Genomic DNA, 15,429 nt, shown 5'->3' with positions numbered 1-15,429 from the left:
ACGTCTAGACCATTTCTTTCCAGGGGACAAGCCGTTACAGGACGGTTTCGATCTCGTCAGGCAGGACGGCAACCCGGCCCACGAGGCTCAGGAGAAGGCGTCCAGGGCGGCCTTGCAGAACGCCTTCAGGTCGCCCGGCTTGCGGCTGGTGACCAGCGTGCTGGGGCCGTCGGCGCAGACCACCACCTCCTGGTCCACCCAGGTCGCCCCCGCGTTGCGCAGGTCGGTCCGCAGGCTCGGCCAGGACGTCACCGTACGCCCGCGCACGACGTCCGCCTCGACCAGCGTCCAGCCCGCGTGGCAGATCGCGGCCACCGGTTTGCCCAGGTCGAAGAAGGCGCGGGCGAACCGCACCGCCTCCGGGACCGTACGCAGAATGTCGGGGTTGGCGACGCCGCCGGGCAGGACGAGGCCGTCGAAGGAGGCCGGGTCGGCGTCGTCCACGATGTCGTCCACGGCGAACGTGTCCGCCCGGTCGAGGTGGTCGAACGCCTGGACCTGGCCGGGGGCGGTCGAGATGAGCCGGGGCGTGCCGCCGGCCCGCTTGACCGCCTTCCACGGTTCGGTGAGCTCCACCTGCTCGGCTCCCTCGGGAGCGACGAGGAACGCGATCGTCTTGCCGTCCAGCATGGTGTACTCCCCTCGGACCCCGCGTGTGCACCGGCCCTCTTACCGGGGGAGGGCGATGTATGCGTCACCGTCCTTCGGGGGCGGCGTCGCCGGTGGACGGCGGGCCGGCAGGTCATCGTAGTGTCATAAGCGCTGAAAATTTACACCGCCAAAAGAAACGAAGATGAAACAATTTTCCGCACCTCGTTGACATGGGGACTCCGTATGGTGTGCCTTTCTCTACACAGGAAAACCCCCGCCTGAAGGTGAGGCACATATGAGGAAATGGTTCGCGCGCCTGGCTGCGCTGGGCGTCGCGCTATTAGTGGCCGGCCAGGGCACAGCGGCCCTAGCCCAGGACCCGGCGGCGGGGAAGAAGATCGTACGCGTCGGGGCGACACAGTCGATGGACTCGATGAACCCGTTCCTCGCGGTCCGCCTGGTCTCCACGTCGATCCACCGCTGGATGTACGGCTACCTCACGGTCCCCGACTCCAAGACGCTCCAGCCCAGCCCCGACCTGGCCGAGACGTGGACCACGTCCGAGGACGGGCTCACCTGGACGTTCAAGATCCGCACCGCCAAGTGGTCCGACGGCCAGCCGATCACGGCCGAGGACGCGGCCTGGACGTTCAACAAGATGATGACCGACGAGGCCGCGAAGACCGCGAACGGCCCGGCGGTGGAGAACTTCGAGACCGTCACGGCCAACGGCCAGGACCTGGTCATCAAGCTCAAGTCCCCGCAGGCGTCCATGCTGGACAACCCGGTCCCGATCATGCCCAAGCATGCCTGGGAGTCGGTCACCGACATGGCCAACTACGACGCCGAGAAGTACCCGACGGTCAGCAGCGGGCCGTACATCGCCGTCGAGCACAAGAAGGACAACTACGTCAAGCTGCAGGCCAACCCCACCTACTGGCGGGGCAAGCCCAAGATCGACGAGCTGCAGGTCGTCTTCTACGACAACCCGCAGGCCGCGATCGCCGGGCTGCAGAAGGGCGACATCGACCTGCTCGGCCGGATGACCCCGCAGGAGTTCGACGCCATCAAGAACGACCCGGCGATCGAGCCGTGGAACACGCAGGGCCGCCGCGCCGCGTACCTGCAGGTCAACCACGGGGCCACCACCACTGACGACAAGCCCGTCGGCGACGGTCACCCCGCGCTGAAGGACGTCAAGGTGCGCCAGGCGCTGCACTACGCCATCGACAAGCAGAAGCTGGTCGACGAGGTCCAGAACGGCCTAGCCAAGCCCGCCGACGGCTCCATCGTGCCGCCGATGTACAAGGAGTTCTTCTGGGAGGCCGCCGGCGAGGAGAAGGTCGGCTACGACCCGGCCAAGGCCAACCAGCTCCTCGACGACGCGGGCTACAAGAAGGGCTCCGACGGCGTCCGCACGATGCCCGACGGCGACCGCAAGCTCGAGTTCCGCTTCACCATCCACACCGAGACCCCGATCGAGGACAAGCTCGCCGAATACCTGACCGCCTTCTTCAAGGAGGTCGGCATCACGCTGTCCACGGTGAAGCTGGACTCCAGCAAGTTCACCGAGGAGACCGGCGTCACCGGCAACTTCGACATCGCGATCAGCGGCTGGTCGGTCAACCCCGACCCCGAAGAGGTCATGGCCACCCACCTGTGCAGCCGCAGGCCGGCCCCCGGCGGCGAGGGCGGCGGCACCGAGTCGTTCTTCTGCGACGACACCTTCGAGAAGCTCTACCAGGACCAGCTCAAGGAGCTCGACCGGACCAAGCGCGTCGACCTGCTCAAGCAGATGCAGGAGCGGCTCTACACCCAGGCCCCGGTCATCGCCATCTACTACCCGAACGACCTTGAGGGCTACCGCAAGGACAAGATCACCAGCATCACCCCCATCCCCGAGGACAAGGGTCTGCTGTACGGCGGCAGCGGCTACTGGCCGTTCTACACCGTGGACGCCAAGGCTCCGGCCGCCGCCGGCGCCACCGCCGAGAGCGGCTCCAACACCGGCCTGATCGCCGGCATCGTCGGCGCCGTGATCGTCGTCGGAGCCGCGGCCTTCTTCCTGACCAGGCGGCGTAAGAGCACCGCCGACGAGCGCGAATGACGACTCCGCTCGAAGCCGCCGAACCCGCCGCCATCCAGGCGGCGGGCCCCGGTGACGAACGCCCCACCTACCGAGGCATGCTGCGGTACGCGCTGTCGAAGGCGGGTGGGGCGCTGTTCAGCATCGCCATGGTGCTCGTGGGCACGTTCTTCGTCTTCCGGCTGCTGCCCGGCGACCCCGTGCGCAACCTCGCCCAGGGGCGCAACATGACCCCGGCGCAGCTCGACCTGGAGCGGCGCCGGCTCGGCCTGGACAAACCCCTGCTCGACCAGTTCATCGACTTCGTCGGCGACACGCTCAGGCTCGACCTCGGCACGTCGTACGAGTACAAGCGGCCCGTCCTCGACCTCATCGGCGAGCGGCTCGGGCCGACGCTCCTGCTGGCCGGCACCGGCCTGGTGATCGCGGTCAGCCTGGGCATCTGGCAGGGCACGCGGGCCGGCTGGCGGCACGGCAGCCGCTTCGACCGCTTCTCCACGGGCACGTCCCTGCTGCTGTGGTCGGTGCCGACGTTCTGGCTCGGACTGCTGCTCATGATGGTGTTCGGCGTCGGCATCGGGCCGATCCCCGGCATCCTGCCCTTCCGCGGCATCGAGAGCGTGGACGCGCCCGACGGGTTCGCGTACCTGCTGGACGTGGGCTCCCACATGGTGCTGCCGTGCCTGACGCTGGTGGCCGTGGTCTACGCGCAGTACCTGCTCATCATGCGCTCGTCGCTGGTCGAGGAGATCAGCCAGGACTACGTCACCGTGGCCCGCGCCAAGGGGCTGCGCGACGACGACGTACGCCGACACCACGCGGTGCCGAACGCCCTGCTGCCCACCGTCACGCTGGTCTTCATGCGCGTCGGCTTCGTGGTCGGCGGCGCGGTCACCGTCGAGACGATCTTCACCTGGCCCGGGCTGGGGCAACTGTTCTACCAGGCGATCAGCGTGCCCGACTTCACGCTCATGCAAGGGACGTTCATGCTGATCACCGTGGCCGTGATCGTCATGAACACGCTGGCCGACGTGGTCTACCACATACTCGACCCGAGGGTGAGGTCGGCGTGACCAGTGTCTCCACGGCCCGCAGGCGGGCGGCGCTGACCCGCTTCTGGTCCGAGTTCCGTAACCACCGAGGTGGCCTGGTCGGCCTGGTCGTGCTGGTCGCCGCGGTGCTGCTCGCGCTGGTGGCGCCCCTGTTCATCAGCGAGAACGTGACCAGCGTGGTCGAGGGCGTCGGGGAGAAGTGGGCGCCGCCCAGCCTCGCCGAGCCGTTCGGCACCGACGAGTCCGGCCGCTCGATCCTGCTGATGGTCTGGTGGGGCTCGCGTACGTCGCTGCTCATCGGCTTCCTCGCGGCGCTGCTCAGCATCGTCATCGGCCTGGTGTTCGGCGTGGCCGCCGGGCACTTCCGCGGCTGGGTGGGCGGGGCGCTCATGCGCGTCACCGACTGGTTCCTCGTGCTGCCCTCGCTGGTCACCGCCCTGGTGCTGGCGGCCATCCTGGGTGGGAGCACGTTCACGATCATCATGGCCATCGGCATCACCACGTGGCCGTCCACCGCACGGCTCATCAGGGCGCAGACCCTCGCCGTCGAGGCCAGGCCGTACATCGAGCGCTCCAAGGCGCTCGGCGCGGGGCACTGGCACATCACCACCCGGCACGTGCTGCCGAACGTGGCCCCGCTGCTGCTCGCCAGCACCACGCTGGAGGTCGCCAGCGCCATCGTCACCGAGTCCACGCTCGCCTTCCTCGGGGCCAGCACCAACCGGACCTCCTGGGGCACGATGTTGCGCGCCTCCTACGACTTCGGCGCCGCCACCCAGGGCGCCTGGTGGTACATCCTCATCCCCGGCCTGGCCATCCTCGCCGTCGTCATGGCGTTCACCCTGGTCGGACGGGCGCTGGAGGCCGTGCTCAATCCCCGGCTGAGGAGGGCCGCGTGAGTCTCCTGGAACTGGACGACGTATCGGTGACGTACCGCATCGCCGCGGGCGAACTGCCCGCCGTGCGCGGGGTGTCGCTGAGCCTGGACGCCGGCGCGGCACTCGGCGTCGCCGGCGAGTCGGGATCCGGCAAGTCGACGCTGGCCATGGCGCTGCTGCGGCTCCTGCCGAAGGACGCGCGCGTCGGCGGCCGGATCCTGCTCGACGGCGAGGACGTGCTCGCCATGAAGTGGGGCCGCCTGCGCGCCGTGCGCTGGGCGGCGGCCTCGATCGTCTTCCAGGGCGCCCAGCACGGCCTCAACCCGGTCCGCCGGATCGGCGACCAGATCGCCGAGCCGCTGCTCGTGCACGGCCTGGCCAAGCCGGACGCCGCCCGCGCCCGCGTCGCCGAACTGCTCGAACAGGTCGGTCTGCCCGCCTGGCGGGCCCGTAGCTACCCGCACGAGCTGTCCGGCGGGCAGCGGCAGCGCGTCATGATCGCGATGGCGCTGGCCTGCTCGCCACGGCTGATCATCGCCGACGAGCCGACCACCGCGCTCGACGTGATGGTGCAGGCGCAGGTCCTCACCCTGATCAAGGAACTGGTCGCCGAGCACGGCATCTCCCTGATCATGATCTCGCACGACCTGTCCGTGCTCGCCGACGTGTGCGACCAGCTCGCCGTCATGTACGCCGGCCGGGTGGTCGAGCACGGCCCCTCCGGCGAGGTGTTCCACGAGGCCCGGCACCCCTACAGCCGGGCGCTGGCCGCGGCCTTCCCGACGGTGGGCGACCCGGTTTCGCGGATGGCGCCCAAGGGCCTGGGCGGCGACCCGCCCGACCCGATGCAGTTGCCCGGCGGCTGCGCGTTCCACCCGCGCTGCCCGGTGGCGCTCGACGAGTGCGCGTCGCTGGACGTGGCGCTGTGGCCGTCGGGGCCGGGCCGGACGGCGGCCTGCGTGCACGTCAAGGCGGCCGAGTCCGTCGGGGTCGCCGGCGCGGAAGAGGAGGGCTCATGACCGAGACGCAGACCACCACCGAGACGCCCGCCCCCACCAGGCCGACCCTGCTCGAAGCCCGGGACCTGCACGTCGAGTTCTCCTCGCGGGGCCGCCGCGCCCGTGCCGTGGACGGCGTGAACCTGGCCATCGGCGAGGGCGAGATCGTCGCCCTGGTCGGCGAGTCCGGCTGCGGCAAGACCACGCTCGCCCGCACCCTGCTCGGCCTCGAACGGCCCACCTCCGGCGAGGTCCGCTTCGACGGCGCGCCGCTGGGCTACGCCGGCCGGGCGCTCAAGGCGTACCGCAGGCAGGTGCAGCTCGTCCTCCAGGACCCGACCGGCTCGCTCAACCCCAGGCACACCGTGTACGAGGCGGTCGCGGAGGGTCCGCGCATCCACGGCCTGCCGGACGAGCGGGATGTCGTCTCCACCGCCCTCTCGCACGCCGGGCTGCGCCCGCCCGACCGGTTCTTCCTGCGCTACCCGCACGAGCTGTCCGGCGGGCAGCGCCAGCGCGTGGTGATCGCGGGCGCGCTGGCGCTGAACCCGAAGGTGCTGATCGCGGACGAGCCGGTGGCCTCGCTGGACGCCTCCGTCCGCGGCGAGATCCTCGCCCTGCTGCTGCGGCTGCGGGCCGAGCTGGGGCTGTCGGCGCTGGTCGTCACCCATGATCTCGGGCTGGCCTGGAACATCGCCGACCGGGTGGCCGTGATGTACCTCGGCAGGATCGTCGAGTCCGGGCCCGTGGAGCAGGTGCTGACCGCGCCGCGGCATCCGTACACGCAGGCGTTGATGTCGGTGTTGCCGGAGTCGCCGGAGCGGGTGATCCTGACCGGCGAGCCGCCGGACCCCACCCGCATCCCCGGGGGCTGCCGCTTCCACGCCCGTTGCCAGGTGCTCGCCGCCGGCACGGCCGCCGAGGCGGGGGTGGACGGGCGGTGCCGTACGGAGCCGCTGACCATCCTGCCCGCCGTGCCCGACGCGCAGACCGCCTGCCACTACGCGGAGACCACCGCCTGAGCCGCCCCAGGCCGGCCCCGAGGCGGCGCCGACCGGCGGCGTCCTGAGGGTGGGGCCGGCTTGTGCGGTGCTAGAAGGCGCTGATGGTGGCCGGGGCGCGTTCGGCGCGGCTGAGTGCGCGGATGACGGCGGTGGCCCCGTGCCGGTGCACGGCCAGCCGGGCGAGCAGTTCCACCACCGGCTCGATCACCGAGGCGGGCAGGTCGGGAGTCTCCGCCCCCACGCTGGCCGCCAGGTCGTCGGAGTGCACGACCAGCTCCACGAGCCTGGTGAGCAGGAAGTCGTCGAGCCGGAGCGACCAGCCGGACCAGGGCAGGAACACGACCCGGTCGGCCGGTTGGGCGGCCAGTGTGGCGCTCTGCATCTCGTGCAGGGCCTGCGCCCGCTCGACGAGCACCGCGGGGCCGGCCGCCGCCGAAGCCTCACCGCCGCGCCGGACGCTCAGGTTGCTCTCGTGGTCGAGGCCCGCCTGCACCCACGGCGAACGGGAGAAGTGCTCGATGAGCGTGATCGGCTCGCCGGCCCGCTCGCCGGGGGACAGCACGTCGCCGACCCTGACGAGCTGGTGGGCCAGGTGCCCGGCCAGGCCGGCGACGCTGAACTCCATCAGCGCGCTCGGCTTGTCCCACGACGCCGCCACGGCCGGGTCGCGCAGGAGCGACACCGCCGACGCCGCGGCCACCAGATAGGACTGCCTGATTTCCCCCATTTGTCGCCCTTTCCGGGTTTAGGTGGTGATTCGGGTGAACACTATGCACGTAACCAACCACCACCGCATCGCCATCCATCCTGGTGAGACGGGATTCACGTCAGTCGAGCGCGCGCCTGATCGCCGACCTGACGAACGCCCGTGTCAGGCGTCCCCGCCGGAAGCGGCTCAGCACCGGCGCGGGCGTGCCGTAGCGGCGGGCGCGGACGTCGGCCACCACCGTCTCCGGCGCCCCCATCCCGGCCAGCACGTCCAGCGCCTCCAGCTTGCTGATCAGCCGCCCCTCCCGCAGCGTGACCGTGGCCCTGGCGACCGTCACCATGCCCAGGTCCACCCAGATGTCCTGCAGCCAGCGCCGCCGGTCCTGGGCCCGGACCAGCCAGAAGTCACGCAGGTCCGAGCGGACGTGGTGGAGCAGTTCCTCGTCCGACACCGGGGGCAGCAGGCCGGCGGGCGACGGCCCGTGCAGCACCCGCGCCCCGTCGTGCAGCTCGCGCCGGGTCACCGCGGTCACCGGCCGCCGGAAGATGTGCTGGTGGGCCCACGTGATGTGCTCGGCCGTGAGATCGTCCAGCTCCAGCCGGGACATGTACGAGCAGTGCAGCCGCTCGGCCAGCGGCAGGCGCAGCCTGCGGTGCACGGCCTTGATCCGCCGCCAGTGGTCCATCGTCGCCGGCGAGTCGAGGACGGCGATCAGGTCGAGATCGCTGCGTCCCTCCTGGTAGTCGCCGGCCGCGAGCGAGCCGTGCGCCCAGAGAGCGGTGAGGGGCACGGCGGGCTCGATGTTCTCCAGATAATGCCCGAGTAGTCGTTCGGTGCCTGCGTGCATGTGGCAACTATGATCCATTCGCGGCCGGGTGGAAAGGTCGCGTTGATCACTGGGACCGGCCCGGCCGCCCCCGGCACGCGGCGCTCCGGGGGCGGGTCAGGTGCTCAGGAGGTGCTGAACAACGCGCTCACCGACTCACCGTCGTGGATCCGGCGCATGGCCTCGGCCAGGGCGGGCGCGATCGACAACACGGTGAGCTTGTCGCTGGGCTTGGGCGACGGCACGGTGTTGGTGCAGACGATCTCCTCGACCTCGGGCCGGTCGCTGAGCCGCTCGATCGCCCCGCCCGCGAACAGGCCGTGCGTGCACGCCACCCGTACGGACCGGACGTCGCGCTCGCGCAGGCGGTCGAGCAGCTCGATGACCGTGCTGCCCTTGGCGATCTCGTCGTCCAGGATGATCACGTCCTTGCCCGCCACGTCGCCGATCACCGAGCTGATCACCACGCGGTCGTCGCTGAAGCGCTGCTTGGCGCCCATCGCGACGCCGGTGCCGAGCAGGCGGGCGAAGTGCGCGGCCTCCTTGGCGTTGCCCAGGTCGGGGGAGACGACGACCGTGTTGGACAGGTCGTAGCGCTGGAAGTGCGCGGCCAGTTCACGCAGCGCGTGCAGGTGATCGACGGGGACGCTGAAGAAGCCGTGCACCTGCGGCGAGTGCAGCGTCATCGCCAGCACCCGGTTCGCGCCGGCGGCCACCATCAGGTCGGCCACCAGCCGCGCGCCGATCGAGATGCGTGGCGCGTCTTTCTTGTCGCTTCGGGCGTAGGCGTAGTGAGGCATCACCACGGTGGTCCTGGCGGCGGAGGCGCCGCGGGCGGCGTCGAGCATGAGCAGCAGCTCGACGAGGTGCTCCTGGACGGGAGGCACGAGCGGCTGGATGAGGAACACGTCGCGCTCGCGGCAGTTGGCCTGGAGCTGCACTTCGAGCACGTCGTTGGCGAACCGGTTGATCTGAACGGGATGTAGAGGCGTGCCCAGGTGGGCGCAGATCTCTTGAGCCAGGTCGGGGTGGGCGCTGCCGGTGAAAACCGTGATGTCTCGCACGATTCCCACATGGTAGCCAGAGCCTCTGACGTCCCATGAGAACAGGCCCGCCTTGGCGCGTCCTAGGCGAGCAGGTCCGCGGTCAGCGCGTCGAGTCCGGGCAGGACGCGCCAGGCCAGCGCGAGGGCGTCGGGCGCGGGCGGGTAGCGGGGGTGCGGCACCGCGATCACCCGCATGCCGGCCGCGTGCGCCGAGCGCAGCCCGTTGCTGGAGTCCTCGACCGCCACGCAGCCGCGCGGATCGACCCCCATCCGCCCGGCCGCCTCCAGGTAGCCGTCGGGCGCGGGCTTGCCGCGCGGCACCTCCTCGGTGGAGACGGTGGCCGCGAAGCACTCCGTCAGCCCGGCCGCGTCCAGCACCACGTCGATCAGCCGGCGCGGGGACGAACTGGCCAGCCCCAGCGTGACCTGGCCCGACAGCCGCCGCACCGTCTCGACGGCCCCGGGCATCAGCGGCACCGCGTCCTGGTAGCGGGCGGCCATCTGGCTGACGACCTCGCGGGCGATCTCGTCCGGCGGCAGTTCGACGCCGAGTTCGTGCAGGTAGGCGGCCCATTCGCCGGTGCTCATGCCCATGAGCCTGGACTGCGTGTCGTCCTGCCAGACACCGCCGTGATCGGCGACGAACGCCCGGCGCACCTCCTCCCAGACGGGCTCGGAGTCCACCAGCACCCCATCGAGGTCGAACACCCACGCTTTCATGAAACCCCCTGCGACGATCAGCTCAGGACCAAGCCAATCACACCGCCTTGCCGGAGATTCATCCTATTTGGGTGGTCTATTGAGCTATTTGTCCGTTACCGAGGGCATTCGAGTGAACATGGCAGACCTTCCATTTCACGACAGGGACGATTTCGACGACGCGGACCGCGGATTCATGGCGAGGCTCAGCCCAGCAGTGATCAAAACAGTGGACGGCAGGGTCGTCTGGGACAACGACTCCTACGACTTCCTCCAGGAGGACTGTCCCGACACCGCCCACCCCAGCCTCTGGCGTCAGGGCCAGCTCTGCTCCCGCCAGGGCCTGTACGAGGTCACCGACGGCGTCTACCAGGTACGCGGCCTCGACCTGTCCAACATGACGCTGGTGGAGGGCGAGCGCGGGGTCGTCGTCATCGACCCGCTCACCTCCACCGAGTGCGCCGCGGCCGCGCTCAGGCTGTACCGGGACCACCGGGGCGACCGTCCCGTCACCGGCGTGGTCTACACCCACGCCCACGCCGACCACTTCGGCGGCGTACGCGGCGTCACCGGCGGCGGGGTGCCGATCCTGGCTCCCGCCGGGTTCATGCGGCACGCGGTCGCCGAGAACGTCTACGCCCGCCCGGCCATGACCCGCCGCGCCGTCTACATGTACGGCCGCACCCTGCCCCGCTCCCCGGACGGCCAGATCGGCGCCGGGCTCGGCATGACCGCCTCCATGGGCACCATGTCGCTCCTCCCGCCCACGGACGAGATCGCCCACACCGGCCAGCGGGAGGCGATCGACGGAGTCAGGATGATCTTCCAGCTCACCCCCGGCACCGAGGCCCCGGTCGAGATGAACTTCCTGCTGCCCGACCGCGGCGCCCTCTGCCTGGCCGAGAACGCCACCCACACCCAGCACACCCTGCTGCCCCTGCGCGGCGCCGCCGTCCGCGACGCCCGTACCTGGGCCAGGTACCTGACCGAGGCCATCGCCCTGTTCGCCGGCCGCGCCGAGGTCGCCTTCGCCTCCCACCACTGGCCCACCTGGGGCCGCGAGCGCGTGGAGCGCTTCCTGTCCCAGCAGCGCGACACGTACGCCTACCTGCACGACCAGACCCTGCGCCTGCTGAACAAGGGCCTGACGGCGGCCGAGATCGCCGAAACCGTACGCCTGCCGCCCGAACTGGAGCAGGTCTGGCACACGCACGGCTACTCCGGCTCGCTCGCGCACAACGTCAAGGCCGTCTACCAGCGCTACCTGGGCTGGTTCGACGGCAACCCGGCGCACCTGTGGGAGCACCCGCCGCGCGACAGCGCGATCCGGTACGTCGAGTGCCTGGGCGGCGGCGCGGCCGTGGTCGCGTTCGCCCGGCGCTACATCGACGAGAACGACCTGCGCTTCGCCGCCCAGCTCCTCAACCACGCCGTCTTCGCCGACGAGGGCAACAAGGTGGCCCGCGACCTGCTGGCCGAGGTGTACACCCGGCTCGGCCAGGGGGCCGAGAACGCCACCTGGCGCAACTGCTACCTCATGGGCGCGCTGGAGCTGTCCGACGGCATCGTGCCCGCCACCATGGACACCGCCTCGCCCGACTTCTTCGCCGCCCTGACCGTGGAGCAGATCTTCGACTCGATCGCCATCCGCGTGGACGGCCCACGGGCCTGGCACGAGCGCCTGTCCATCGACTGGCACCTGACGGACCTGGGGGAGTGCCACCGCACGACGTTGTGCAACGGCGTGTTCGTCCAGCGGCCCGCCCCCTGCGACGCCGAGACCGGCCAGGCCGCCGACCTGACCCTGCGGCTGACCAAGGCCCAGCTCGTCGGCCTGGTGGCGGGCAAGGGGGTGGAGGGCGTCGAGCGCGAGGGGGACACGACGGTGCTGCAACGGCTGGTGGCCGTGCTCGACCGGCCCGTCCCGGACTTCGCCATCGTGACCGCCTGACGGTTCAGGACGTCCAGGCGGTCACCGTTCGCGCTCGGCCTCGGCGCGCAGGGCCTGGCAGGCGAGCGCGAGCAGCGTCACCACGACCGCCGCGACGCCCGGCCCGACCAGCAGCGGCATGGTCAGCTCGCCCGCGTGCCAGGCCGCCGCCAGGATCGCCGCCGACGTCAGCACCGTCACGCCGAACGTCGCGCCCCACAGCGGCAGCACCTCCAGGTACGCGAACAGCAGCGGGAAGGCCACCCACACGAACGGCGGCGACACCACGGCCAGCACCGCCCACCCCGAGGTCACCAGCCCCAGCCACACCCGCCCCGCGACGGGCCGGCCCAGGATCGGCGGGCCCGCCGCGTACAGCAGGCCGAACAGCACGCCGCCCACCGCCGGGGCCACGCGGCCCTCACGCAGCACGCCGAGCACGGCGATCGCCAGCAGCCCGCAGGCCGTGGCGTGCACCGCCCACCTCAGCAGTCGCAACGGAACGTCGATCATCAATCACTGAGGGTAGCCTTCGCATCCCCGGCCCGCACGCCGGTCCGGGCACGGGAGACGAGCGTGATCAGGAAGTACAGCAACCCGGCCAGCACGAGCGCGATCACCACGCCGATGTTCGCCGTCCCGAACGTGCCGGTCCGCAACTCGTCGCTCATCAGGAAGCCGACGACCCCGGCGATGTTCGCGTCGGCCGAGGTGATCAGCCCGAGCCCCACGACCGACGCCACGACCAGCGACACCAGGCCGGCCCAGTTGAGCGCGGGCGCGCCGGCCCGCAGCAGCCGCTCGTCGTACGCCCCGCCGCCGGCCCGCAGCCGCCACATGTCCACCAGGAAGATCGCGGCCCAGGCCGCCATCACCACGCCGACGATCGCCAGGAACGCCTGGAACGTGGCCAGGAAGCTGGTGGAGACGAACAGCAGGTAGTAGCCGCCCAGCACCATGAGCAGCCCGTCGATCAGCACCGCGTAGTGCCGCCTGACGGGCACGCCGAGCGCCAGCATCGACAGCCCGGACGAGTAGATGTCCATGATCGCGCCGGCCAGGAAACCGCCGATGGCGGTCAGCAGGTACGGCAGCAGGAACCAGGTCGGCAACGCCTGCGCCAGCGCCGCCACCGGGTTGGCCCCCGCCGCCTCGGCCAGTTGGGGATCGCCCCCGACCAGCAGCACCCCGAACACGAGCAGCACCAGCGGCGGCAGCGCGCCCCCTGCCATGGTCCACAGGGCGACCGAGCGCGGCGCGGAGCGCGCGGGCAGGTATCGGGAGTAGTCGGCGCCGCAGTTGACCCAGCCGAGGCCGAGCAGGGTCATGGCGAAGATGACCCCGCCGGCCCACTCGCCCGGCCCCGCCGTGGCCGCCGGTCCGCCGCCGCCGAGCCTGGGCACCATGAGGATCATGTAGACGACCGTCAGCACGACGAACACGTACGTCAGGTAGCGCTGCACGACCATGATCATCGCGTGCCCGTACACGCCGACCGCGATCACCACAGCCGCCGCGACGGCGAAGCAGACGGCCGTGGTCACGGTGGCCGGGACGCCGGGCGCGAGCCGCCGGAGGATCTCCGCGCCGCTCTGCGCCGCGAGCGTGACGAGCACGATCTCCCAGCCGACGTTCGAGATGTAGGACAGCAGGGTGGGCAGCTTGTTGCCCTGGTAGCCGAACGGCGCCCGGCCCAGCGTCATCGTCGGCACGCCCGACCGGGCCCCACCGACCGCGACCAGCCCGACCAGCAGGAACGACAGCACGTAACCGGCCGCGCCGGTGATGATCGCGGGCAGCACGCCCAGCCCGAGCCCGACGATGTACACGCCGAACGCCACCCCGAACAGCGACAGGTTCGAGCCCGCCCAGGGCCAGAACAGGTCTCTCGGACGGCCGTGCCGCTCGCCCTCCGGGACCGCGTTGATGCCGTTGCGCTCGACCTCCATCGTGCCCATGATCGGACGTTACTCGCCTTTGGCCGGGAAACGAACCTCCCGTTGCCCGGCCGTTCGCGCGGTGCCCCGGGGCGGGGGAGCAGGGCGGGAGAACGGGGCCGGTCGGCCGGGGTGGCCGACGGTGGTGGCCGGCGGCAAAGAAATAGCTGGTGGGCGATATCTCCGGAGCTGCGGGGCATCATCTGCGCATGCCGGGAGGGGGTGATCGGGGCGTCCAGGACAGACACGCGACGGCGCGCGCTGGCCGTGTGCCTGGTCTCCGCCTTCATGACGGGGCTCGACGTGAGCATCGTCAACGTCGCGCTGCCCTCGATCCGCGCGGGCCTGCACGCCACCGAGGACGGCCTGCAGTGGACGCTGTCCGGCTACGCGCTGACCTTCGGCCTCCTCCTCATCCCCGCCGGACGGCTGGGTGACGCCAGGAGCCGCAGGACGATCTTCCTGTGCGGCGTCGCCCTCTTCACGCTCTCCAGCGCCTTCTGCGGCTTCGCCTGGAACATGAACGTGCTCATCGTGTCGCGCCTGGTGCAGGGCATGGCGGCCGGCATGCTGAACCCGCAGGTCTCCGGGCTGATCCAGCAGATGTTCCACGGATACGAACGAGGCCGGGCCTTCGGCGCGCTCGGCGCCACCATCGGCGTCTCCACGGCCGCCGGACCGCTGATCGGCGGTGCGCTGGTGACCGCGTTCGGGTCCGACCACGGCTGGCGGTGGGTGTTCCTGGTGAACCTGCCGATCGGGGCCGTGCTGCTGCCGCTGGCCTGGCGGCTGCTGCCGCGCCCCCAACTCGTGCACCGGCGGCCCGAGAGCATGGACCCGGTGGGCGTACTCCTGCTCGGCATCGGCGTGGCCGGGCTGCTGCTGCCGTTCATCCAGCGGCACCAGTGGCCGGGACCGGCCAAGTGGCTGCTCATCCCGGCGGCGCTGGCGGTGTTGGCCGGCTTCGTGACATGGGAGCGGTTCTACAAGCGCGAGCCGCTGGTGGACCTGACGCTTTTCCGCAAGCGCTCGTACAGCCTGGGGACGGCCATCGCGCTGTTCTACTTCGCCGGGTTCACCGGCATCTTCTTCATCTTCACCCTCTACCTGCAGAGCGGCCACGGCTACAGCGCGCTGATGGCCGGGCTGTCGATCACGCCGTTCGCACTCGGCTCCGCCTCGGCGGCCATGGTCGGCGGGCACCTCGTGACGCGGCTGGGACGCCGGCTGGTCGCCGTCGGGCTCACCATGGTGATCGTCGGGCTGCTCGCCACCATGGGCGCCACCGCGCTGGTGCCGGGCGCGGGGGCCGGGCTGGCGACCGCGCTGCCCCTGCTGGTCGCGGGCCTGGGCAGCGGCCTGGTCATCTCGCCCAACCAGGCCATCACGCTGTCGGAGGTGCCGCCGGCCGGGGGCGGCAGCGCCGCCGGGGTGCTGCAGACCGGGCAGCGGCTCGGCTCGGCCATCGGGATCGCGGCGGTGGGCTCGTCGTTCTTCGCGTCGCTGAACGAGGGGTGGCCGACGGCGTTCCGGCACGGGCTCGTCGTCGTGGTCTCGTCGGTCTGCATCGCCCTGGCGGCAGCCCTGTACGACCTCGTACGCAGCCGCGCGGACGCCCGCGACCGAGTCGGTCCCGCCGAACCCCGGCACCGCTCCCCAGCCCTCGACCCCTCC

14 protein-coding genes are annotated in these 15,429 nt (G+C 71.1%); 7 read left to right on the top strand and 7 right to left on the bottom strand.

All coding sequences use genetic code 11. The annotated features are described in order from the left end of the window. Positions 1–87 precede the first annotated feature (87 nt). On the bottom strand, positions 88–630 hold the full coding sequence (locus FAF44_RS36225; protein ID WP_237107854.1) for a type 1 glutamine amidotransferase domain-containing protein: 543 nt from the start codon (positions 628–630) through the stop codon (positions 88–90). A 256-nt stretch (positions 631–886) separates the two neighbouring features. Between FAF44_RS36225 and FAF44_RS36220 the strand changes: the two genes are divergently transcribed. From FAF44_RS36220 to FAF44_RS36200, 5 genes are read left to right on the top strand one after another with little or no spacing between them, the layout of a single operon-like run. Beyond that, the gene (locus FAF44_RS36220; RefSeq protein ID WP_237107853.1) at positions 887–2,698 is read left to right on the top strand and encodes an ABC transporter substrate-binding protein; all 1,812 of its coding nucleotides are present in this window, start codon (positions 887–889) and stop codon (positions 2,696–2,698) included. Then, on the top strand, positions 2,695–3,750 hold the full coding sequence (locus FAF44_RS36215) for an ABC transporter permease (protein ID WP_237107852.1): 1,056 nt from the start codon (positions 2,695–2,697) through the stop codon (positions 3,748–3,750). Before FAF44_RS36220 ends, FAF44_RS36215 begins: the two co-directional genes overlap by 4 nt. Then, positions 3,747–4,628, top strand: a complete 882-nt coding sequence (locus FAF44_RS36210; protein ID WP_237107851.1) for an ABC transporter permease — start codon at positions 3,747–3,749, stop codon at positions 4,626–4,628. Before FAF44_RS36215 ends, FAF44_RS36210 begins: the two co-directional genes overlap by 4 nt. After that, positions 4,625–5,626: an ABC transporter ATP-binding protein gene (locus tag FAF44_RS36205; protein WP_237107850.1), complete on the top strand. Its 1,002-nt coding sequence runs from the start codon at positions 4,625–4,627 to the stop codon at positions 5,624–5,626. The genes FAF44_RS36210 and FAF44_RS36205 overlap by 4 nt, the downstream gene beginning before the upstream one ends. Then, positions 5,623–6,627, top strand: a complete 1,005-nt coding sequence (locus tag FAF44_RS36200) for an ABC transporter ATP-binding protein (RefSeq protein WP_237107849.1) — start codon at positions 5,623–5,625, stop codon at positions 6,625–6,627. The genes FAF44_RS36205 and FAF44_RS36200 overlap by 4 nt, the downstream gene beginning before the upstream one ends. A 70-nt stretch (positions 6,628–6,697) precedes the next feature. Here the strand turns inward: FAF44_RS36200 and FAF44_RS36195 are convergent, their stop codons facing one another. The 4 genes from FAF44_RS36195 to FAF44_RS36180 form a co-directional block, all read right to left on the bottom strand. Further along, positions 6,698–7,336: a maleylpyruvate isomerase N-terminal domain-containing protein gene (locus FAF44_RS36195; RefSeq protein WP_237107848.1), complete on the bottom strand. Its 639-nt coding sequence runs from the start codon at positions 7,334–7,336 to the stop codon at positions 6,698–6,700. A 100-nt stretch (positions 7,337–7,436) separates the two neighbouring features. Further along, on the bottom strand, positions 7,437–8,165 hold the full coding sequence (locus FAF44_RS36190) for a nucleotidyltransferase domain-containing protein (RefSeq protein ID WP_237107847.1): 729 nt from the start codon (positions 8,163–8,165) through the stop codon (positions 7,437–7,439). Positions 8,166–8,269: 104 nt separating this feature from the next. Next, positions 8,270–9,208, bottom strand: coding sequence for a ribose-phosphate pyrophosphokinase (locus FAF44_RS36185; protein WP_237107846.1), 939 nt, complete (start codon positions 9,206–9,208; stop codon positions 8,270–8,272). A 62-nt stretch (positions 9,209–9,270) separates the two neighbouring features. Then, positions 9,271–9,909, bottom strand: coding sequence for an HAD family phosphatase (locus tag FAF44_RS36180; RefSeq protein WP_237107845.1), 639 nt, complete (start codon positions 9,907–9,909; stop codon positions 9,271–9,273). 118 nt (positions 9,910–10,027) lie between these two features. Here FAF44_RS36180 and FAF44_RS36175 point away from each other — a divergent pair, with 118 nt between their 5' ends. Further along, positions 10,028–11,839, top strand: a complete 1,812-nt coding sequence (locus tag FAF44_RS36175; RefSeq protein WP_237107844.1) for an alkyl/aryl-sulfatase — start codon at positions 10,028–10,030, stop codon at positions 11,837–11,839. 21 nt (positions 11,840–11,860) lie between these two features. Here FAF44_RS36175 and FAF44_RS36170 read toward each other — a convergent pair whose 3' ends face one another. Both FAF44_RS36170 and FAF44_RS36165 read right to left on the bottom strand, forming a co-directional pair. Further along, positions 11,861–12,334, bottom strand: a complete 474-nt coding sequence (locus FAF44_RS36170; RefSeq protein WP_237107843.1) for a hypothetical protein — start codon at positions 12,332–12,334, stop codon at positions 11,861–11,863. Then, entirely contained in the window at positions 12,331–13,776 is a 1,446-nt protein-coding gene (locus FAF44_RS36165; RefSeq protein WP_237107842.1) for a cytosine permease, read from the bottom strand. The genes FAF44_RS36170 and FAF44_RS36165 overlap by 4 nt, the downstream gene beginning before the upstream one ends. A gap of 201 nt (positions 13,777–13,977) precedes the next feature. On the opposite strand from FAF44_RS36165, the gene FAF44_RS36160 reads away from it, so the two are divergent. Next, positions 13,978–15,429: MFS transporter (locus tag FAF44_RS36160; RefSeq protein ID WP_308193438.1), on the top strand; the 1,452-nt coding region annotated here is incomplete at its 3' end.

The sequence above is a fragment of the Nonomuraea sp. MG754425 genome, from assembly GCF_021699195.1.
Classification (GTDB): domain Bacteria; phylum Actinomycetota; class Actinomycetes; order Streptosporangiales; family Streptosporangiaceae; genus Nonomuraea.
Note: the sequence above shows the minus strand (reverse complement) of the source record. Positions and strands in the feature narration are given on the sequence as shown.

What these genes read in the sequence shown, in the direction of transcription:
- FAF44_RS36215 (WP_237107852.1), top strand. Translation starts at nt 2,695, where the DNA reads ATGACGACTCCGCTCGAAGCCGCCGAACCCGCCGCCATCCAGGCGGCG.
- FAF44_RS36165 (WP_237107842.1), bottom strand. Translation starts at nt 13,776, where the DNA reads ATGGGCACGATGGAGGTCGAGCGCAACGGCATCAACGCGGTCCCGGAG.
- FAF44_RS36195 (WP_237107848.1), bottom strand. Translation starts at nt 7,336, where the DNA reads ATGGGGGAAATCAGGCAGTCCTATCTGGTGGCCGCGGCGTCGGCGGTG.
- FAF44_RS36180 (WP_237107845.1), bottom strand. Translation starts at nt 9,909, where the DNA reads ATGAAAGCGTGGGTGTTCGACCTCGATGGGGTGCTGGTGGACTCCGAG.
- FAF44_RS36190 (WP_237107847.1), bottom strand. Translation starts at nt 8,165, where the DNA reads ATGCACGCAGGCACCGAACGACTACTCGGGCATTATCTGGAGAACATC.
- FAF44_RS36175 (WP_237107844.1), top strand. Translation starts at nt 10,028, where the DNA reads ATGGCAGACCTTCCATTTCACGACAGGGACGATTTCGACGACGCGGAC.
- FAF44_RS36200 (WP_237107849.1), top strand. Translation starts at nt 5,623, where the DNA reads ATGACCGAGACGCAGACCACCACCGAGACGCCCGCCCCCACCAGGCCG.
- FAF44_RS36220 (WP_237107853.1), top strand. Translation starts at nt 887, where the DNA reads ATGAGGAAATGGTTCGCGCGCCTGGCTGCGCTGGGCGTCGCGCTATTA.
- FAF44_RS36225 (WP_237107854.1), bottom strand. Translation starts at nt 630, where the DNA reads ATGCTGGACGGCAAGACGATCGCGTTCCTCGTCGCTCCCGAGGGAGCC.